At 68.7% G+C, this 19,233-nt stretch carries 22 protein-coding genes; 7 read left to right on the top strand and 15 right to left on the bottom strand.

All coding sequences use genetic code 11. From position 1 onward, the window contains the following. Nucleotides 1-7 precede the first annotated feature (7 nt). A complete protein-coding gene (locus tag ACLQ2O_RS13595) occupies nucleotides 8-2,077 on the top strand; it encodes an alpha/beta fold hydrolase (RefSeq protein WP_425831002.1) in 2,070 nt (689 codons plus the stop codon). Here ACLQ2O_RS13595 and ACLQ2O_RS13590 read toward each other — a convergent pair. The 9 genes from ACLQ2O_RS13590 to ACLQ2O_RS13550 all read right to left on the bottom strand — a co-directional run bounded on the left by ACLQ2O_RS13590 (nucleotide 2,074) and on the right by ACLQ2O_RS13550 (nucleotide 9,246). Further along, on the bottom strand, nucleotides 2,074-2,865 hold the full coding sequence (locus tag ACLQ2O_RS13590; protein WP_425831000.1) for an ABC transporter permease: 792 nt from the start codon (nucleotides 2,863-2,865) through the stop codon (nucleotides 2,074-2,076). The two genes, ACLQ2O_RS13595 and ACLQ2O_RS13590, sit on opposite strands and share 4 nt — an antisense overlap. Beyond that, complete coding sequence (locus tag ACLQ2O_RS13585) at nucleotides 2,849-3,670, bottom strand: 2-aminoethylphosphonate ABC transporter permease subunit (protein WP_425830998.1); 822 nt, start codon at nucleotides 3,668-3,670, stop codon at nucleotides 2,849-2,851. The genes ACLQ2O_RS13590 and ACLQ2O_RS13585 overlap by 17 nt, the downstream gene beginning before the upstream one ends. Beyond that, a complete protein-coding gene (locus tag ACLQ2O_RS13580) occupies nucleotides 3,667-4,692 on the bottom strand; it encodes an ABC transporter ATP-binding protein (RefSeq protein WP_425830996.1) in 1,026 nt (341 codons plus the stop codon). Before ACLQ2O_RS13580 ends, ACLQ2O_RS13585 begins: the two co-directional genes overlap by 4 nt. Then, the gene (locus ACLQ2O_RS13575) at nucleotides 4,689-5,708 is read right to left on the bottom strand and encodes a 2-aminoethylphosphonate ABC transporter substrate-binding protein (RefSeq protein WP_425830994.1); all 1,020 of its coding nucleotides are present in this window, start codon (nucleotides 5,706-5,708) and stop codon (nucleotides 4,689-4,691) included. Before ACLQ2O_RS13575 ends, ACLQ2O_RS13580 begins: the two co-directional genes overlap by 4 nt. Then, nucleotides 5,705-6,409 carry a phosphonatase-like hydrolase gene (locus tag ACLQ2O_RS13570; RefSeq protein ID WP_425830992.1) on the bottom strand — a complete coding sequence of 235 codons (705 nt, stop codon included), beginning with the start codon at nucleotides 6,407-6,409 and terminating at the stop codon, nucleotides 5,705-5,707. Before ACLQ2O_RS13570 ends, ACLQ2O_RS13575 begins: the two co-directional genes overlap by 4 nt. Then, entirely contained in the window at nucleotides 6,406-7,518 is a 1,113-nt protein-coding gene (locus tag ACLQ2O_RS13565; RefSeq protein ID WP_425830990.1) for a TIGR03364 family FAD-dependent oxidoreductase, read from the bottom strand. Before ACLQ2O_RS13565 ends, ACLQ2O_RS13570 begins: the two co-directional genes overlap by 4 nt. Nucleotides 7,519-7,622: 104 nt before the next feature. Continuing rightward, nucleotides 7,623-8,324, bottom strand: coding sequence for a GntR family transcriptional regulator (locus tag ACLQ2O_RS13560; RefSeq protein WP_425830988.1), 702 nt, complete (start codon nucleotides 8,322-8,324; stop codon nucleotides 7,623-7,625). A gap of 132 nt (nucleotides 8,325-8,456) precedes the next feature. Continuing rightward, the gene (locus tag ACLQ2O_RS13555) at nucleotides 8,457-8,636 is read right to left on the bottom strand and encodes a DUF5302 domain-containing protein (protein WP_425830986.1); all 180 of its coding nucleotides are present in this window, start codon (nucleotides 8,634-8,636) and stop codon (nucleotides 8,457-8,459) included. Nucleotides 8,637-8,859: 223 nt separating this feature from the next. After that, the gene (locus ACLQ2O_RS13550) at nucleotides 8,860-9,246 is read right to left on the bottom strand and encodes a class I SAM-dependent methyltransferase (RefSeq protein WP_425830984.1); all 387 of its coding nucleotides are present in this window, start codon (nucleotides 9,244-9,246) and stop codon (nucleotides 8,860-8,862) included. 146 nt (nucleotides 9,247-9,392) lie between these two features. Between ACLQ2O_RS13550 and ACLQ2O_RS13545 the strand changes: the two genes are divergently transcribed. Then, nucleotides 9,393-10,574, top strand: a complete 1,182-nt coding sequence (locus ACLQ2O_RS13545) for an aspartyl protease family protein (protein WP_425830982.1) — start codon at nucleotides 9,393-9,395, stop codon at nucleotides 10,572-10,574. A gap of 112 nt (nucleotides 10,575-10,686) precedes the next feature. On the opposite strand, the gene ACLQ2O_RS13540 is transcribed toward ACLQ2O_RS13545, so the two are convergent. After that, complete coding sequence (locus tag ACLQ2O_RS13540) at nucleotides 10,687-11,589, bottom strand: alpha/beta hydrolase (RefSeq protein WP_425830980.1); 903 nt, start codon at nucleotides 11,587-11,589, stop codon at nucleotides 10,687-10,689. A gap of 78 nt (nucleotides 11,590-11,667) precedes the next feature. Between ACLQ2O_RS13540 and ACLQ2O_RS13535 the strand changes: the two genes are divergently transcribed. Then, nucleotides 11,668-12,300 (top strand): TetR/AcrR family transcriptional regulator, encoded by a 633-nt coding sequence (locus ACLQ2O_RS13535; RefSeq protein ID WP_425830978.1) that lies wholly within the window; start codon nucleotides 11,668-11,670, stop codon nucleotides 12,298-12,300. Between the two features lie 44 nt (nucleotides 12,301-12,344). Here ACLQ2O_RS13535 and ACLQ2O_RS13530 read toward each other — a convergent pair whose 3' ends face one another. The 4 genes from ACLQ2O_RS13530 to ACLQ2O_RS13515 form a co-directional block, all read right to left on the bottom strand. Continuing rightward, nucleotides 12,345-12,662 carry a hypothetical protein gene (locus ACLQ2O_RS13530; protein WP_425830976.1) on the bottom strand — a complete coding sequence of 106 codons (318 nt, stop codon included), beginning with the start codon at nucleotides 12,660-12,662 and terminating at the stop codon, nucleotides 12,345-12,347. Between the two features lie 70 nt (nucleotides 12,663-12,732). Continuing rightward, nucleotides 12,733-12,918 carry a hypothetical protein gene (locus ACLQ2O_RS13525; protein ID WP_425830974.1) on the bottom strand — a complete coding sequence of 62 codons (186 nt, stop codon included), beginning with the start codon at nucleotides 12,916-12,918 and terminating at the stop codon, nucleotides 12,733-12,735. A gap of 56 nt (nucleotides 12,919-12,974) precedes the next feature. Further along, a complete protein-coding gene (ychF, locus tag ACLQ2O_RS13520) occupies nucleotides 12,975-14,051 on the bottom strand; it encodes a redox-regulated ATPase YchF (protein ID WP_425830972.1) in 1,077 nt (358 codons plus the stop codon). Nucleotides 14,052-14,199: 148 nt separating this feature from the next. Further along, a complete protein-coding gene (locus ACLQ2O_RS13515; protein ID WP_425830970.1) occupies nucleotides 14,200-14,724 on the bottom strand; it encodes a GNAT family N-acetyltransferase in 525 nt (174 codons plus the stop codon). A gap of 224 nt (nucleotides 14,725-14,948) precedes the next feature. On the opposite strand from ACLQ2O_RS13515, the gene ACLQ2O_RS13510 reads away from it, so the two are divergent. From ACLQ2O_RS13510 to ACLQ2O_RS13495, 4 genes are all read left to right on the top strand, one after another. Continuing rightward, nucleotides 14,949-15,731 (top strand): polysaccharide deacetylase family protein, encoded by a 783-nt coding sequence (locus tag ACLQ2O_RS13510; protein WP_425830968.1) that lies wholly within the window; start codon nucleotides 14,949-14,951, stop codon nucleotides 15,729-15,731. Between the two features lie 36 nt (nucleotides 15,732-15,767). Next, nucleotides 15,768-16,997 carry a DNA recombination protein RmuC gene (locus tag ACLQ2O_RS13505; protein WP_425830966.1) on the top strand — a complete coding sequence of 410 codons (1,230 nt, stop codon included), beginning with the start codon at nucleotides 15,768-15,770 and terminating at the stop codon, nucleotides 16,995-16,997. Nucleotides 16,998-17,038: 41 nt separating this feature from the next. Next, complete coding sequence (locus ACLQ2O_RS13500) at nucleotides 17,039-17,347, top strand: hypothetical protein (RefSeq protein ID WP_425830964.1); 309 nt, start codon at nucleotides 17,039-17,041, stop codon at nucleotides 17,345-17,347. A 266-nt stretch (nucleotides 17,348-17,613) separates the two neighbouring features. After that, a complete protein-coding gene (locus ACLQ2O_RS13495; protein WP_425830963.1) occupies nucleotides 17,614-18,801 on the top strand; it encodes a glycoside hydrolase family 64 protein in 1,188 nt (395 codons plus the stop codon). A gap of 126 nt (nucleotides 18,802-18,927) precedes the next feature. Here ACLQ2O_RS13495 and ACLQ2O_RS13490 read toward each other — a convergent pair. Beyond that, nucleotides 18,928-19,233 (bottom strand): transposase (locus tag ACLQ2O_RS13490; RefSeq protein ID WP_425830961.1); only part of this gene is annotated, 306 nt, incomplete at its 5' end.

The raw sequence follows: 19,233 nt of genomic DNA, 5'->3' as shown, positions 1-19,233 counted from the left end.
GAGCGGCATGGCACAACGGCCCGCGCGGGCGGCCGACCACGAAGGCACGGTCGCCCGCGACGGCGTGAACCTTCACTACCGGGTGTACGGCGAGAGCGACGGCCCGGCGCTCGTCCTGCTGCCGACCTGGTCGCTCGTGCCCTCGCGGGTCTGGAAGGCGCAGGTTCCTTACCTGGCTCGCCACCTCCGCGTGGTCACCTTCGACGGTCGCGGCTCGGGTTCGTCGGACCGGCCGGCCGGCGCTTCGGCGTACGAGGACGTGGAGTTCGTCGCGGACACGATCGCGGTGCTGGACGCCGTCGGTGCGTCGTACTGCGTGCTCGTGGGGTTCTCCCGCGGCTGTCCGTGGGCCCTGGAGGTCGCGCTGCAGCAGCCGTCGCGGGTGCTCGGGGTGGTCTGCATCGGCTCGGCGACCAGGCTGACGCCGATGCTGGAGGAGCGCACGCGCTGGACGTGGGACGAGCGGCACGACAGCACGGACGGCTGGGCGAAGTACAACCGGCACTACTGGCTGGAGGGCGGGTACGACGACTTCCTGGAGTACTTCTTCGGCCAGATGTTCCCGGAACCGCACTCCAGCAAGCAGATCGAGGATGCGATCGGGTGGGGGCACGAGATCACGCCGTCGCTGCTCGTCGACACCGAGGCCGGGCGGTCCGCACACCTGGATCCTGAGCGTTTCGCCGAGCTGAGCTGTCCGGTGCTGGTCGTGCACGGCTCGGAGGACGCGATCCGGCCGCCGGCCGAGGGCACCCGGCTGGCTGAGTTGACCGGGGGTTCGTTGGTGACGGTCGTCGGGGGTGGGCATGCGCCGCACGCGCGCGACCCGGTGGTCGTGAACCATCTCCTGAAGGAGTTCGCCTCCCGGCTGATGCCACAGCCTGTACGGCGTACGTGGGAACGCGCGGCCCGACGACCGCGGCGGGTCCTCTACCTGTCGTCGCCGATCGGGCTCGGCCACGCACGCCGGGATCTCGCGATCGCGCGCTCGTTGCGCTCGCTGGCCGGAGAGGTCGAGATCGAGTGGCTCGCACAGGATCCCGTGACGCGGGTGCTCATGGACGCCGGCGAGGTCGTGCACCCGGCGTCGTCCTGGCTGCTCAGCGAGTCGGACCACGTGGACCTCGAAGCCGGCGAACACGATCTGCACGCGTTCCAGGCGCTGCGGCGGATGGACGAGATCCTGGTCGCCAACTTCCTCACCTTCAACGACGTCGTCGAGGACCGGCACTACGACCTGGTGATCGGCGACGAGGCCTGGGAGGTCGACTACTTCCTGCACGAGAACCCGGAGCTCAAACGCTTCGCCTACGCCTGGCTCACGGACTTCGTCGGCTGGCTCCCGATGGACTCGTCGGAAACGTCCCTCACCACCGGCTACAACCTCGAGATGCTCACCCAACGCGCCCGCTACCGCCGCCTGCGCGACCACTCGCTGTTCGTCGGCGACCCCGAGGACATCGTCCCTGACTCGTTCGGCCCCGACCTCCCGCGGATCCGCGAGTGGACCGAGCAGAACTACACCTTCACCGGCTACATCACCGGCTTTCAGCCTCCACCCCGGCAGCTGTCCGGACCTCCACGCTGCCTGGTCACTGTCGGCGGCTCCGGCGTCGGCTCCTCCTTGCTGCAAAGAGTTCTCGACGCCGTACCAGCAATTCAGCGTCTCGTCCCTGGCATCACTTTCGACGTCGTCACCGGCCCCAGGATCAAGCCTTCCTCTTTACCGGTAGTCCCCGGCGTCCGCCTGCACGGCTACCTCCCGGACCTCCACCTGTACCTCGGAAAGGCAGACGTGGTGATCACCCAAGGCGGCCTCACCACCTGCATGGAGCTCACCGCCCAGCGAGTCCCCTTCGTCTACATCCCGCTCCAGCATCACTTCGAGCAGAACTTCCACGTCACCGCCCGCCTCGACCGCTACCGCGCCGGCCACCGTCTCGAGTACGCCGATGCCGCCGACCCCGACCGCCTCGCCGAGGCCGTCGCCAAAGCTCTGACCGACCTGATCGACTACCTCCCCGTCAGCACCGACGGCGCCGACCGAGCAGCCCGACTCCTCAACGAGCTCCTCTAGGCGGCCCGCCCGCGCAACCGATCCAGCCCCACCACCAGTACGACGGTCACCGCCAGCAGCACCAGCGACTCCGCGGCGGCGGTGAACGTCTGCCCGCGGTCCGTCAACGCGAACACCCCGACCGGCAACGTCCGCCACGACGCGGGGTAGACCATGATCGTCGCCCCGACCTCACCCATCGACAGCGCGACCGACAGCCCGGCGGACGACACGATCGCCGGCCGCAGCATCGGCAGCCGCACCTTCCACAGCACCCGGGCCGAGGACGCCCCCAGCGACGCGGCCACATCGGCGTACACGTCGTCGGTCCGCTGCAGCGCCGCCGTCACGGTCCCGTACGTGAAGGCGACCATCAGTACGAGATGCGCGATGACCACGATCCACTTGGTCCCGTTGAGCAGCAGCGGCGGCCGGGAGAACGCGACCAGCAGCCCCAGCCCGACGACCACCGACGGTACGGCGATCGGCAGGTGGTGCAGCGCGTCGGTCAGCCGCGCGAGCCCCGGCGTCGCCGCCCGGCTTGCGAGCGCGGCCCACGTACCGAACACGACAGCCAGCAACCCGCCGAGGAACGCCGTCTGCAGACTCACCGCGATCGAGGCCAGTTCGTCCCCGGACAACGCCTCGCGCAGATGTGTGGCCGTCGGATCGGACGGCAGCACCCCGTTCCAGCTCCCGGCGAAGGCCGCGGCCGCGACCACGACGAACGGCGCCAGCACGAGGACGGCGAAGACGAGCAGGAAGATGCCTTGGACAACGAGCCGGGGCCCTCTAGACCAGACGAGCACGACGACCTCCCAGGGTTCCGCGCAGTACGGCGTACAGGCCGATCGACAGCGCGATCTGCACGACCGCGATCACGCAGGCGGCCGGGTAGTCGAACATCACGATGCCCTTGGTGTGCACGAGCAACGGCAGCGTCGTCGTGTCGCGCGCCCCGAGGAACAGCACGATCCCGAACTCGTTCAGCGTCAGCAGCAGCGTCAGTCCACCACCGGCCGCGAGCGCCGGCCGGACCTCGGGCAGGATCACCTGCCGCAGGACCCGCCACGGTCCACCGCCGAGACTCGCCGCGACGTCCAGCTGGACCCGCGGGACCTGGCTCATTGCCCCGAGCAACGGCCGCAGGATGAACGGCGTGTAGAAGGTGATCTCCGCCAGCACGACGGCCCAGGGCGTGGTCAGGAACCCGGTCGCGCCGGTCAGCGATCCGAGGACGCCCGCCGAGCCGTAGAGGAACGTGAACGACAGCGCGACCAGGAACGACGGCAACGCGAGCATCGCGTCGACCAGCCCGGACACGATCCGCGCGCCGGGAAACGGCACGAAGCTGATCACCACCGCCAGGAACGTTCCGACCACCAGGCACCCGGCCGTCGAGCAGACGGCGATCTGCAAGGTCCGCAGCAACGCCTGCCGGAACTCGGCCGACCCGATCACCTCGCCCCACGACCCGCGCGACTCGGCGGCCACCAGGATCAACGGGTAGACGACCAGGACGGCGATCAGCAGCAGCGGCGGGATCAGCCAGAGCGACCTCGGACGTCGTACGGGCGACGGCTTGTTGCTGATGGCAACTGCTGCGGCCGTCATCGCGACTTCACCAGGCTGCACGCCTCGCTCGGCAACCGCATCGACACCGCGGACCCGACCGCGGGGAGCTCCCGGTCGGCCGGTACGTCGATGTGGACCGGGACCTCTTCCAGCCCTTCGATCACACAGGTCAGCCGGTAGGAAGCGCCACGCCACTGCGCACCGACCAGCCGCGCCGGCACACCACCGTCCTCGAGCCGAATCGCGTGCGGCCGTACGCACAGCAGGTCCCCGCTCGCCGGCACCACACCAGGCACCCGATGACCTGCCACCGTCACCTCGTCGTCCTTCACCTCGACCGGCAGCAGGTTGGCCCCGCCCAGGAACGACGCTGTGAACGCCGAGGGCGGTGCCTGGTAGAGCTCGGCGGCCGGCGCGATGTCGACAAGTCGAGCATCGCGCATCACCGCGATCCGGTCCGCGAGCGCGAGCGCCTCGGCCTGGTCGTGGGTGACGTAGACGATCGCGACGTCCGGCACCTCACGCCGTAGCTTCTGCAGCTCGTCGAGCATGTCGGCGCGCAGCTGCGCGTCGAGCGCGGCCAGCGGTTCGTCGAGCAGCAGCACCGGCGGCCGGATCGCCAGCGCCCGCGCGATCGCGACCCGCTGCTGCTGCCCGCCGGACAGCTCGCGCGGGAATCTTCTCGCGTACGACTCCATGCCGACCATCGCGAGCATCTCGGCGACCCGCTGCTGGACCTCCCGCTTCGGCCTGCGCGCGGCCCGCAGCCCGAAGGCCACGTTGTCGGCAACTCTGAGGTGCGGGAACAGCGCGTACTGCTGGACGACGACGCCGATCCCCCGTTTGGCCGGCGGTACGTCGGTGACGTCGACGCCACCGATCCGGATCCGCCCACGGCTCGGCCGGACGAACCCGGCGACCGCCTTCAGCGCCGTCGACTTGCCCGACCCCGACGGGCCGAGCAGAGCAACGGTCTCACCGGCGGCGACGGTCAGGTTCAGCCCTTCCAGCGCACACGTCCGGCCGAAGTGCACCGTGACGTCGTCCAGCTGGACGGTCATCCCCGCACGGCCTTCGTGTACGCCGCCACGTCCGCGTCGAGGTCGGCCAGCACCTTGGTCCAGTCCGGCTGCCAGATCTCGACGCCGGCGACGGCCTTCTCGACGGCCTGGTAGTTCGCGTCGGTCGGCTTCACGTCGGCGCGGGCCGGGAGGCCGAACGCGTCACCGGAAACGGTCTGCTGGGCTTCGGTGGAGAGCAGGTAGTCCATCAACTGCTTGCCGCCGTCGGCGTTCGGGGCCTTGGCACCCAGGCCCATCACGTACGGCAGGGAGACCGTGGTGCGCTTTCCCTGGGGGCCGGCGGGGAAGAACAGCCTGAACGCCGACTTGTCGTTGGCGATCGAGGCCAGGTTCATCTGCACGTCGCCGTTCGCGACCCAGATCTCGCCCTTGCTCACCTTCGGCTGCAGCTTGCCGGTCGACGCCGACGGGCCGACGTTGTTGGCCTCCAGCTTGCCGAAGTAGTCGAGCGCGCCCTGCTTGCCGAGCAGGTGCTGCAGCAGCAGGAGCACCGCCGTACCGTCTCCGGCCTGGCCCGGCGTCGAGTACTGCACCTTGCCCTTGAACCGCGGGTCCAGCAGGTCGTCGAAGGTCTTCGGGCCGCCGGCCTTCTGGTGGACGACGAAGTTCAGGTAGTTGTCGACGACCGTCACGTAGTTGTCGGCCTTCACGCCCTTCACCTGGTCCGCACCCGGTACGGCGTACGGCTGCAGGAGACCGTCGGCCGACGCCTTCTGGATGAACGGCGGCAGCGTGACCACCACGTCGGCCTGCGGGTTGGACTTCTCCTTCTGCAGCCGGGAGACGACCTCACCCGACCCGGCCTCGACGACCTGGACCTTGGTCCCGGTCTTCTCGGTGAACGCGGCGAACCGGGTCTGGTACCAGTCCGCCAGCCCGTCGGCGGTGTAGACGGTCACGGTCTTGGCGTCGCCGGTGGACGCGGCCCCGGTCCCGCCACAGGCGGCGAGCGTGGTCAGCAGGGTCGCGGCGAGCAGGAACTCGAGTGCCTTCACTTCTCCAGCTTTCGGTCGCTGAGCAGCCCGGGCAGGTCCCGGACCGACTCGATCACGTGAGTGGCTCCCCCGGCCGCGAGCTGCGACCGGTCGTGGGCGCCGGTGAGGACCCCGGCCACGACGCCGGCACCGGCGCGCGTTCCCGAGGTCATGTCGTACGCCGTGTCGCCGGCCACCGCGACGTTCGCGGTGGCGTCGGCGCGCAGTTCGAGCAGGGCTTTGAGGACCATGTCGGGGTAGGGCCGGCCGCGACCGGCCTGCGCCGGGCAGAGGGTGAGGTCGGCGAGCGTGCGCCAGCCGAGTGCGGCGAGGATGCGTTGCTGCGTCGTCTCGGCGAAGCCGGTGGTCAGGCAGATCTTGACGCCGTTGTCCTTGATCGTGCGGATGGCGTTCTCGGCGCCGTCGATCGGACGGCAGCGACCGTCGTCGACGAGCTGCCCGTACGCCGTTTCGAACGCCTTGTTCGCCTGCTGGGCCTTGGCTTCGTCGTTGTGCAGGAGGTGCCGGAAGACGGTGATCTTGGACTCGCCCATCGTGGCGCGGACGTGGGCGAGCATGGCGTCGTACCGGTCGTCGCCGGGTTCGATGCCTTGGGCACCGATCGCGGTGGTGAAGGCCCGCTCGACCAGACCGTCGTCGGCGACCGTCGTACCGGCCATGTCGAGGACCACGAGCTGAATACGTGCCTGCTGTCCCGTCATCGGCCGACCGCCTGGAAGCTCGCCTCGGCGATGGCCGGGGCCATCGTCATGCCGCGGCCGCCGGGGCCGGTGACGAGGTGCACGCCGTCGGCGACTGTTCGCCGTACGACGACCTCGCCGGGGCTGGTCGCCTGGGAGTAGACGCCGGCCCAGCGCCTGGTGATCTTCGGGATTCTTTGGCCCAGGACCTGCTCGGCGGCGGTCTTGAGGTAGTCGTAGGGGTCTTCCTGGACGTCGAAACCGAACGGCTCGGCGTACTCGTGGGTGTCGCCGATGGTCAGGCCGCCGTGGGTCCGCTGCACCATCAGCAGCTGCATCTTGTGGTCGTCGGCAACTGTTGCCTGCGGCACCTGGTTGAGCGCGTCGAGCGCCGGGCCCTGGTACGCCGGGTAGTAGCGGAAGCTGTCCGCGTCGGCGACGGCGGTGGTCAGCTGCTCGTCGAGGGGCGCGGTCTGCATCATCTGCAGGCGGACGCGCCGTACGGGAAGGTCGTCGGTGAGCTCGCGAATCAGCCCGCCGTGCCAGGCGCCGGTGCAGAGCCAGACCTCGTCGGCCGCGTGGATCGTGCCGTCATCGGTCCGCACCTGGCGGTCCCGGACGTCCCTGACCTCCCGGCCCGGCCGGAACGAGTACCGGCCAGAAGTCTCCAGCTGCTTGCGCAGAGCAGCCAGCACCTCACGAGGCTCGACGATGCCGTCCTTCGGGCACCAGAGCGCTCCGAGCAGGTCGCCCTTGAGCGCTGGATTCTGCTTCCTGGTCCGCTCGGCGTCCAGCAGCTCGAACCCACGCCCTCCATCCCGTCGGGCGGCGGCTTCCTTGGCGACGGCAAACTCCTCCTCGGTCCGGCAGACCGTCAGCGACCCCGCCGGGCGGAAGCCCAGTCCAGCGACCTCCTTGCTCGTCTGTTCCCACAGTTCGCGCGCCCTGATCGCGGTCTCCAGCTCAGCCCCGTCAGCGCGACCACTCACCCAGACGAGCCCGAAGTTCCGCACAGTCGCCCCGCGCGGCCCCGCCTCCCGCTCGAGGTGCACGACCTCATCACCCCGGCGTACCGCCTCCCAGGCATGGAACGTGCCCAGGACTCCGCCACCCACCACAACCACCCGCACAACTGCCTCCTCGTGTTCCGTCGCGACCAAGATTGGTCCGGACCAATTAAAGAGGCAGAGCGATCAGCTGTCAGGAGGGTGAAACGGAAGCGAACAGTTGGAACTCAGGGCCGCAGCGTCGCGCGGAAGGCGACACGATCCCCTCGATACAGAGACCGGACGACCTCGATCGGGCGGCCATTGACGTCCCGGCTCGTGCGGTGCAGCAGGAACATCGGCATCGACTGCGTCGCCTGCAGCAACTCCGCCTCCCGCGGCGACGCGATCACGGTCTCGACGACCTCCTCGCCCTCGCCGAAGCGCACACCGAGCTCATCGGTCAGGCATCGGTAGAGCGAGCCCTGCGGCCGCAGTACGGTCCTCAGAGTCGGGAACCGCTCGACCGCCAGGTACGTGATCTCCAGCCCGATCGGCTGCCCGTCGGCCAGCAGTACACGCTCCAGCCGGTGCACCGGCTCGCCGATCGCGATCTTGAGCCCGTCCGCCAGCTCCTCGTCGGCGGCAACCTCTTCGAACGCGACCACGTCCCGCGCCGGCTCGTGTCCCTGCGCCCGCAGCGCCTCGGTGTAACTCACCAGCGCCAGCGGCTGAATCAGCTTCGGCGTAGCGACGAACGTCCCCTGCCCCTGCCGGGCCCGCAGCCGCCCGTCGGCGACCAGCTCACGGATCGCCTGCCGCATCGTCCACCGCGACACCCCGAACTCGGCCGCCAGCGTGCGCTCCGGCGGCAGCGCCGCGCCCTCCCCGAGCCGCTTCAGCAGCTCGACCAGCCGGGTCTTCACGGCAAAATGCAACGGCACGTTCACGCGGCCGACTCTAGACGGCCGACCCCGCACCGCCTGCGCACCGACCGCACCGCCTGCCCACCGCCCGCTCCGGGCAAAACTAGAGCCCCGGGCGGCAACCCGGGGCTCGGTACGGATGGATGGGCGGCGGAATCAGCTACCGGACTTGCGCCTGAACTGGCGCTTCTGCTTGTCGTTGTGCGCCTCGCCCACGCCCTCGTGCCGCGGCCCGCTGCCCGGGTGCGACTCGTGCTGCGCGTTCTTCTTCGCGAGCGCCTCGCGGAACTTCTCCTGCAGATCGTCCTTCGCCGGCTTGCTGGACTTGTCGCTCATACCGTCTCCTTAACAAACCGTCAGGGCATACACCCTCTAGCTAACCAAGTGTGACCACCCCCGCGCCAGCCAATATCAGCGGGGCACACCTTCCGCGCCATGAACACGAACTCCCGCCCCGGCCGATCCGGCGCCTCCCGTACGTCGGCCACCGCGAACCCCGCCCCCACCAGCTACTCCTCGACCTCACCCCGCGACCAGAACCGCAGCGTCGAGTCCGACGTCACGGACCCCCGTCCTCGAACTCGAACGTGGCCCGAATCGAAACCAACGGCACCTCCACCGCCGTCAACTCGGTCCAGGTCTCCACCCGCCCCGCTTCCAACGGCGGCAAGCTCGTCGCATCCCCGTGCACCCACCGCACCCGCCCCGCAAACTCCTTGCCCCGAGCAACCACCAATGAAGCCTCGGCAGGATCGACCCCCACCACCTCAACCCCACGCTCCACCAGCAACCCCGCAAACACCCCGGTACCACACCCCACATCCAGCACCGACGCCGCGGGGAACTCCTCCACCATCCCGCAGTAGGCCCCTAGATCCGCCCGTCCCGCCTCCAGCGAGTCGTAGATCCCAGCCAACCGCGCCTCACCACAGATCCGATCAACCATCCCCCGACCCTAGAACGCCCCACCCATCCCATCGCCCCTTGACTACCCTCACCCCCACCCCGGCTCCGCGTGCGACCTGGGCCGAGCCCCCTCAGGTCGTCCTCGAGGAAACGCGGAGGAAACCGGCGGCCGGGTTGGATCTGGCCATGGAGATCAATCGACGGACATTTCTGGGGCGGGCCGGTCTGCTGGCCGGCGCCGCCGCGCTTCCCTCGACCATGACCGGCCGGGCGTCCGCCGTACCGGCGGACCCGGACACGCTCTTCCGGGCCGGCGAGTTCACCCGGGCCGACAGGGGCTACGAGCAACTTCTTCGCAGGGATCCGGGGAACGCGTGGGCAGTGGGTCAGCGCGGCTACATCGCCTTGCTGTCCAATCGATTCGGGGACGCGACGAAGTACCTCACCAAGGCCGTCCGGCTGGCGCCGGACGACGTCGTCTCGAAGCAGCGCCTTGCGGAGAGTTACGTCCGACAGGACCAGCACGCGTACGCCGTACCGCTGCTTCAGTCGACCGGCAGGCCGCGCGACGAGGCGTACGCGAAGCTGTACGACGCGCTCCGCGGCAAACCGTGGCAGGTTCGTGGCGCACAGCACACCCGCGTACCGATGCTCGAAGTCGATCCGGTGCCGCACGTCGAGGCCTCGGTGAACGGCGGGAAGCCGCAGCGCTTCCTCCTCGACACCTACGCGACCCTGGACCTGGCGGCGGATGTCGCCGCGCGGGCGGGGCTTCGAGCGGTCGCCAGTACGTCGGGAGTCGTCAGCGGCAAGCCGATCACGATCTACCTCGGCATCATGGCGTCGTTCCGGATCGGCGACCTCGAGCTCCGCAACCTCCCGGTGCAGTGGATCGACACCCAACGACCACCGCTACCGGACGGATCCCAGCCGGCCGGAGTGATCGGTACGACGGTCTTCTACCACCTGCTCACCACGATGAACTACCGCGACCGCTCCCTCGTACTGCGACGCAAGGGCACCGCCGATCCACGCCGACACCACGACCACCTGCCGCTGTGGCTAGCCGGCGACCACTATCCCTGCACACTCGGCAGCCTGGGATCGGTCGGTCCGCGCCTGGTCACCGTCGACACCGGCGGCATCGGCCACGGTCTCGACACCACGGTCGAGATCGCCGAGCGCGCAGGAATCGCGGTGGACTACGCCCACCCGATCGACTTCGGCGGCAGCACCCTCTACCCGATCACCCCCGACCGAATCAGTCTGGGCCGAGCCGTCGGCCACCACATCAACGGCCTCGCCGCGAAAACCGTCCCCTCGGCTTCCCAGGCCCCGGCCAGTCGGCCCAGTTCGGCTTCGACCTGACCGCGAACTTCACCCACGACTTCTTCAAACCGTTCGCAGTCACCTTCGACTACACGAAGATGCAACTCCGGGTCGGCCGGCCGGCGGTCGGACGTTGACGCGGAGCTCGACCTCAGCCGAGGGCGGTGGCGGTGCTCGGCTTGAGATGTGCGGTCAGAAAGCTGAGCTGATCAGCGACGACCTGCTCGACGACCGGCGGGTGGTAGACCGTGAAGTGGTCGGCGTCGTACTGCTTGAGTACGGCGTGAGGCGCGGCGTCGGCTACCTTCGCCGCGATCGCCGGGTCGATGAGGTTCTCACGGTCGACCGCGCAGACCAGCAGTGGGCACCGCACTCGGGCCGCGTGGGAGGCGGCGTTGTAGAACAGCATTCCCAATCCGGAACTGGCCGTGATTCGGTTGTCGAACCGATAGCCGTCAGGGGCCACCGAGTTCCAGCCCTCCAGAGCGCCGGGCTGGTTGACGAAGGCCAGCTCGCCCGGCTTGCCGACGAGTGCCACGTAGCGCCGGGGAAGGCGCAGCGCGGCGCGGGCCAGGTCGGAGATGATCGGCACGGTGAACCGGGCGAGGTGCCGGACACCTGCCCGCGCGACCACCGCGCGACCGCTCAGCACCGGGCACTGCACCACGGCCGCGGCCAACTCTGGATGCCGGGCGGCCGCGGCGACCACGTGGCTTGCGCCGAACGACGTTCCCCACAGTGCGACGCGGCTGGAATCCAGTTCGGGGCGCGAGGAGGCGAACCGTAGGGCCGCGTCGACGTCTGCGGCGTACCGGCGCTGACTGACGAGTTGGCGCGGCCGGCCATCCGACTCGCCGAGGTGGCGAAAGTCGAAGGCCAGGACGGCGAGGCCCGCCTGCGAGAACCACTCCTCGTACTGGCCGAGCATCATCGCGTGGGTCGCGCCGCCACCGTGCACCAGTACGACGACCGGATGCGGCCCGGGGCCGGGCGGCAGGGTCAGCCAGGCCGCGCACTGGTCATTGCCGGAGCGGAACGTCGTGCGTAGTGCCATCACGGGCCTCCATTAAGTACGTTGTACGTGATCAGGTTTCCAGTTGAACACGTACTCTGTACTTAATCAAGGAGGATGGTGTCAGCCCCGAGGAAGTTCGCCCGAGAGCAGTTGCAGGTCGCCGCACTGGCCCTGGTCGACGAGGAGGGTCTGCCCGGCTTGACGATGCGAAGCCTGGCGACAGCTTTGGGCACTGGTCCGATGACGATCTACAACTACGTCGACGGACGGCAGGGGCTCGAGCAACTTGTCACCGAGGCGGTGATGGCCCAAGCGCGTTGGACCTCCGAACCACGCGATGACTGGCGGGACCAGGTTGTCGCCGTCGCGGAGGGAATGTGGCAGGCGGTGCGGGCCCACCCGCACGCTGTTCCGCTGATCCTCACCCGGCGCAGCCTGGACCTCGCGACGCTCTTACCGGCCGAGGCGCTGCTGCAGGCGATCGCCCTCGGCGGCAAGTCCGGGGCCGAACTACTCGTGGCGTTCCGCACGCTGTCCGGGTTCATCACCGGATTCGCCCAAGCAGAACTCGCGGGCCCGCTCGCCCTGGCACGCGACGAAGACGCCACGGCAGCCACCGACCGAGTCGCCGCACTGCCGTCCGAGCAGTTCCCCAGACTCACCGAGATCGTGCACGCCGCCGTCACCAGCAACCCGGAGACCGAATTCCGCGCCGGCCTGCACATCATCCTCAAAGGCCTCGACGCTTAGCCCCCGAGCAGACCTCGGACGTCGAAGCGAACTCCACCACGGCGTTATCCATCCTCCCGGCCCGGAAGTGGCGCTCCGCCCAGGAACGCTTCGTATGCCTCACGAGCATCTTCGTCGACGTGCGGCGGCCCAGGCCCGTACCGGAGGTCCGTGCGGTCGCGCTTCGGTCCTGACAACCAGAACCACTCACCCGTCACGACGTCGTAGAAGTTGGCGTCGAACGCCTGGAACCGCCTCAACTCCCGACCGTGGACCCGCGCCGTCTTCCACGTCTTGTTGAAGTCCACCCAGGCTATCCAGGACGGACCACGATCGATCTGATGGCCCGACTTCAGCTGCACGAACATCAGCCGCCGGGCCATGGCTCCTTCTTGGGGGCAGGCGTCGGGCTGAAGCGGAACTCGACTGAATACCGTGCAACCGGTGTAGCCACTAACGATCCCGCAGTTCGTCGATCTGGTCCATGAGGTCGACGAACTGCTCCCGCTCCAGCCCTGTCAGCGCATGGAGGTCCTCACTGAACGCAGGATCGAGATGGTATTTCGTGATGAACAGGCCCTGCCGCAGAGTGAACATCTCCTCCGGCGTCACGATGAACTCACCGTCCTCGATGTGCACGACCTGCTCCCCCTCGGCAGAGACGTTTGACAGCTACTTCTTTGTCGATCCGGACCTCAGACGTTGAAGCGGAACTCGACGACGTCGCCGTCGGACATGATGTAGTCCTTGCCTTCCATGCGGACCTTGCCGGCGGACTTGGCGGCGGCCATGGAGCCGGCTTCGACGAGGTCGGCGTAGGAGACGATCTCGGCCTTGATGAAGCCGCGCTGGAAGTCGGTGTGGATGACGCCGGCGGCCTCGGGCGCCGTGGCGCCCTTCTTGATGGTCCAGGCGCGGGACTCCTTGGGGCCTGCCGTGAGGTAGGTCTGGAGGCCGAGGGTCTCGAAGCCGACTCGGGCGAGGACGTCGAGACCGGGCTCTTCCACGCCCATCTCGGACAGCATCTCGCGGGCCTCGTCCTCGTCGCCGAGCTCGACCAGTTCGGCCTCGAACTTGGCGTCGAGGAAGATCGCCTCGGCCGGCGCGACGAGTTCGCGCATGCGGGACTTGAGGTCCTCGTCGGCGAGCTCGTCGGCGTCGCAGTTGAAGACGAACAGGTACGGCTTCGCGGTCATCAGCATCAGTTCGCGGATCGCGTCGCGGTCGACGTTCGTCGCGATGATCGGCGTACCGGCCTCGAGGTGCTTCTGCGCCTCACGCACGGCTTCGAGTACGGCGACGCTCTCCTTCTTCAGCCGGGACTCCTTCTCCAGCCGCGGGATCGCCTTCTCGACGGTCTGCAGGTCGGCCAGGATCAGCTCGGTCTGGATCGTGGAGATGTCGTCGGCCGGCGAGACCTTGCCGTCGACGTGGGTGACGTCCTCGTCGACGAACACCCGCGTGACCTGGCAGATCGCGTCGGACTCGCGGATGTGGCTGAGGAACTTGTTCCCGAGCCCCTCACCCTCCGACGCGCCGCGCACGATCCCGGCGATGTCGACGAACTGGACCGTGGCCGGCAACTGCTTGGCCGAGGAGAAAATCTCGGCCAGCTTGCCCAGCCGCGGGTCCGGCACCCCCACCACGCCGACGTTGGGCTCGATCGTCGCGAACGGGTAGTTCGCCGCGAGCACGTTGTTCTTGGTCAGCGCGTTGAAGAGCGTGGACTTGCCCGCGTTGGGGAGCCCGACGATTCCGATGGAGAGTGCCACGGGCGCCAAGACTACGCGTCCGTCACGCCTGACCCCAATCCACAGCCGGTACGCCGGACAGCAGCGCCCGTACGCCGTACCGCCCGGCCGCACACTCCGCCCCGGCCGACGCCCCACGCCGTACCGACCCGACGCCGTACCGCCCGCCTCAGATCACGAAGGACTCCAGCTCCGCGTCATACCAGCGCTTGGTCAGCCCGAGCCGCCGCATCCCCAGCCGCCGGCAGACCGCGAGCGACGCCTGGTTGTCGGGCCGCACCACCGCGTAGATCTCCGGCAACCCGGCCTTGAACCCGTGCCCGATCGCCCCACTCGCCGCCTCCGTCGCCAGCCCGCGCCCCCACGCGTCGGGATGAAAATGCCACCCCACCTCGACCTCACCGCGCCCCGGCTCAGGACCGGCCGGCAACGGCACCAGCAACACAGTCCCCGCGACCACGCCCGTTGCCTTCTCCTCCACCGCCCACACCCCGTGCACCGGATCGGCGTTCCGCGCGTTCCACCGCTCGATCACCCGCGTCGCGGCGTCCCGGTCCGGCATCGCCCGCGGTGTCGCGCCGAGCCAGCGCGACACCTCCCACCGCCGGTAGATGTCGAACACCCGGTCACCGTCGGCGTCGGCCCAGTCGCGGACCACCAACCGCTCGGTCTCGAAGACCACCTTGGCGTCCATCGCGCCTCCCCTCGCCTTGTCCCGTTGATCTACCGGGCCCGGCAGCGCACCAGCAAGCGATCAGGACAAGCGTGATCACACCGTTGTTGCCTGACGCGGAAGCGACCGAGATCTCCTTGCAACACGACCATGCCAACCAGCGCACAGATCGCCGCGTCTCCTTCTGTGAAAGCTCCTGAGGGGGAGCGACTGGGGACCATCCGCCTGATCTGCAAGGGAGCATCATGTCCCGAAAGCTTGCTGCCGTCATCGGCACCGCCGCTGCCGCCGCACTCGTTCTCGGCGGGCTGTTCGCCGTCGCGCTGGGACATTCCGCTCAGCCCAAGCCCACCGCCGCGGCCGGCAGTACGGCGGGTTCGGTACCGCCGCCGTCGACGCCCACCACGACACCGACGAGCACTCCGCCGAAGACGCCGGACCACACGCCCGGCACGCCGATCGCCGATCCGACCGCGGCCCTTGTCGCCGGCAACAAGAAGGTCATCTTCTTCAGCTTCGACGACGGTCCGGACCCGGTGTGGACGCCGAGAATCCTGCAGGTGCTGAAGAAGTACGGCGCGCACGCGACCTTCTTCCAGCTCGGCAAGAACCAGGCCCTGCACCCCGGCCTGCGCGAGCAGATCCTTGCCGACGGCAACACCATCGGCAGCCACTCGATCAACCACCCGCAGCTGACCGCGATCCCGGCGGCCGAGCGGCACCACGAGATCTTCGACGGTCCGCAGTCCAAATGCTTCCGGCCGCCGTACGGCGCCTCGAACCCGAAGGTGCGCGCCGACATCAAGGCCGCCGGCATGGCGCAGGTCCTCTGGGACGTCGATCCGCGGGACTGGGCCAGGCCCGGTACGAACGTGATCGCGCACAACATCATGACGCACGCCCACCGGCGCAACATCGTGCTGATGCACGACGGTGGCGGCGACCGCGCGCAGACCGTCGCGGCCCTCGACAAGGTCCTCCCGCAGCTGAAGGCCCAGGGCTACACCTTCCCCGCGATGGACTGCTGACGGAAATTGTCGGAGGCCTGTGTCACTGTCTGTGGCATGACCGGTACGACGCTGTTGTTGGTGCTGCTCTTTCTCGTCATCGGGTTGTTGCTCGGGGCAGGCTTCGGCGTGCTCTGGTCGCGCGGGCGTGACGGCGCCGAGCTGGCGCGGATCACCGCCGAGCGCGACGCCGCCGAGGACCGGGTGGTCGAGCTGACGCAGGAGCGGCACTCGGTCGGGCAGCAGATGTCCGGCCAGGCCGTCGTCAAGGAGGCGCTGGACCGGCTGCACGCCGAGCTCAGCCAGCTGGAGAAGGGCCGCGCGGCCTGGCAGTCCCAGCTCCACCAGCAGGTCAACGAGGTCCGCATGAGCGGCGAGGCACTCCGCCGGGAGACCGCGTCGCTGTCGACCGCGCTGCGCAAGCCGCAGGTGCGCGGTCGGTGGGGCGAGCTGCACCTGCGCCGTACGGTCGAACTGGCCGGCATGGTCGCGCACTGCGACTTCACCGAGCAGACCTCGACCGTCACCGACGACGGCCTGCTCCGGCCGGACCTCGTGGTGAGACTTGCCGAGGGCAAGAATCTCGTCGTCGACTCGAAGGTCCCGCTGGCCGCCTTCCTGGAGGCGGCCGAGAGCGACGACGCCGACTTTCGTGAAGAGCGCCTCCGGGCCCATGCGCGGCACCTGCGGACGCACGTCGACCAGCTGTCCGCGAAGGCGTACTGGTCGCGCCTGCCGAACACCCCGGAGTTCGTCATCCTGTTCGTGCCCGGCGAGTCGTTCCTGTCTGCTGCGCTGGATGTCGAGCCCAGCCTGCTCGAGTACGCCGCTGAGCGACGCGTGATCCTGGCGACACCGACCACGCTGATCGCGACCCTGCGCGCCGCGGCGTACGCGTGGAACCAGTCGGCGCTGACCGAGTCGGCCCAGCAGGTGTTCGAGCTCGGGCGTGAGCTGTACGAACGGCTCAGCACGATGGGCGATCACCTCGGCCGGGTCGGCCGGTCGCTCACGTCGGCGGTCGACGCCTACAACCGGACCGTGGGTTCGTTCGAGAGCCGCGTCTTCACGACGGCGCGCAAGCTTCGCGACCTGCACGTCACCGAGGCCGAGCTCGAAGCGATGGAGACCATCGAGGCGTCCGTCCGCCCGTTGGCCGCGCCCGAGCTGCTGGCTCTCGACGAGCCGGACGACCCGACCCGCCGCTGGCTGCCGACCCCACCGGTCGATCGCACGGAGCGCGACACCCCACCCCCGCTGCCCGGCCTCGACTCCCAGACGGGCTAATCCACTGGCGCTCGGGCGGAGCGGCCGAGGAGACTGATCAGGTGACCCGGAAGACGCCGCAGGAGAAGAAGGCGCTGTCGTACGCCAAGGACCGCCGCAACTCGTACGGCGAGAACGACAAGGCCTCCCGCAAGGCGATCCCGCTGCGCAAGCGGCTGGTCAACCGGGCCAACCGCCACCAGCTCCAGCAGTCGCTGGCCTCTGCCACGGACGCACCCGACCCCGAAGCGGTCGAGGTGCGCGCGCTGGGGAAGCGGCCGAAGCGCTGGAAGAAGTGGCCGGACGAATCGCTGGCCGAGGCCGTCGCCTATCAGCTCAAGCGCCGAGCAGAGCGTCAGAACAAGAGCTGACTTCCGCACTGACAGTGACGGGCAACCAGCACTCAGTGGCGAATTAACGAAAGCTGTCTGCGGTTCGGCATTGACATCGTTGGAACGCTGTCCAACGATGAGAGCGCTCTCACCCCATCCGGTGGCCTACCGTCCCTCATCGGATGGGCCGGGAGCACCGGTGTTTTCACCGTGGTCCGGCGCGGCTGCGCCCTGGTGTCGCAGCTGCCGTACGACCTGCCGGTGCTCCACCTTCTCTCGCACTGGGACAGACCTGAGGAGGAGTTGTGCGCATCAAACCGAAACTGCTCGCAGTGCTCGCCGCTGCGGCCACCGTGGCGGCCGGACTCACGGCCGTCGTCTCGGCTCCCGCCCAAGCGGTGCCGGCGACCGTGCCACTGCAGATCACGAACAACTCGGGCCGCGGCGACGCGGTGTACATCTACAACCTGGGCACGAACCTCGCGACCGGCCAGCAGGGCTGGGCGGACGCGAACGGCACCTTCCACGCCTGGCCGGCCGGCGGCAACCCGCCGACCCCGGCCCCGGACGCTTCCATCCCCGGGCCCGCGAACGGCCAGTCGATCACGATCCAGATGCCGAAGTTCTCCGGCCGGGTCTACTTCTCGTACGGCCAGAAGCTGGTCTTCCGGCTGACCACCGGCGGCCTGGTCCAGCCCGCGGTGCAGAACCCTGACGACCCGAACGCGAACATCCTGTTCAACTGGACCGAGTACACGCTGAACGACTCCGGCGTGTGGATCAACAGCACCCAGGTCGACATGTTCTCCGCGCCGTACGCCGTCGGCGTGCAGTCGTCGGCGGGCACGAAGACCACCGGGCACCTGAAGTCCGGCGGGTACAACGCGTTCTTCGACGCGCTGCGCGGTCAGTCCGGCGGCTGGTCGAACCTGATCAAGACGGCACCTGACGGTTCGGTCCTGCGGGCACTCGCGCCGTCGTACGGCGTGGAGACCGGTGCGCTGCCGGGCTCGGTGATGGACGACTACGTGAACCGGGTCTGGTCGAAGTACACCAACGAGACGCTGACCGTGACGCCGTTCACCGACCAGCCGAACACCAAGTACTTCGGCCGGGTGTCGGGCAACACGATGAACTTCACCAACGGCTCCGGCCAGGTGGTCACGTCGTTCCAGAAGCCGAACTCGACCAGCATCTTCGGCTGCGCCGGCCTGCTCGACGCACCGAACGACCTGGTCCGCGGGCCGATCTCACGCACGCTGTGCGCCGGCTTCAACCGGTCGACGCTGCTGATCAACCCGAACCAGCCCGACGCCAACAACGCGAACTTCTACCAGGACGGCGTCACCAACCACTACTCCCGCCTGGTCCACGCCCAGATGGCCGACGGCAAGGCCTACGGCTTCGCCTTCGACGACGTCGGCGCCCACGAGTCCCTCGTGCACGACGGCAACCCCACCCGGACGAGCATCACGCTCGACCCGTTCAACTAACCACCGGAGCGCCGCCCCGGCGCTCGCCTCGTCCCCCGGGTCCCCCGCAGCTGCCGCGGTGGGACCCGGGGTTCTTTCGGCCGTCTGTGAACTGGTCCCCGGAAGTTGGACTGGTTGGATAAGAGCCTAGGCCGCGAGGGTCTGGGTCCGGTATTGCACCGGGCTCAGGCCCTTGAGTCTTGTTGAGATGCGGTCGTTGTTGTACCAGTCGATGTAGTCGTGCAGTGCTGTGGTCAGTGCCTCGAGGTTCAGGTAGCGGACGTGGTGGAACGCTTCTTCCTTCAGATGCCCGAAGAAGTTCTCGATCACGGCGTTGTCGTAGCAGTTGGCTTTGCGAGACATCGACTGAGTTGCCCCGGCCTCGGCCAGCAGGTTCCGCCAGGAGACGTGCTGGTATTGGAATCCCTGGTCGGAGTGGACCAGCGGGCCCGG

This window comes from Kribbella sp. DT2 (assembly GCF_049844575.1).
Lineage (GTDB): Bacteria > Actinomycetota > Actinomycetes > Propionibacteriales > Kribbellaceae > Kribbella.
This window is presented reverse-complemented; position numbering and strand designations above follow the sequence as displayed.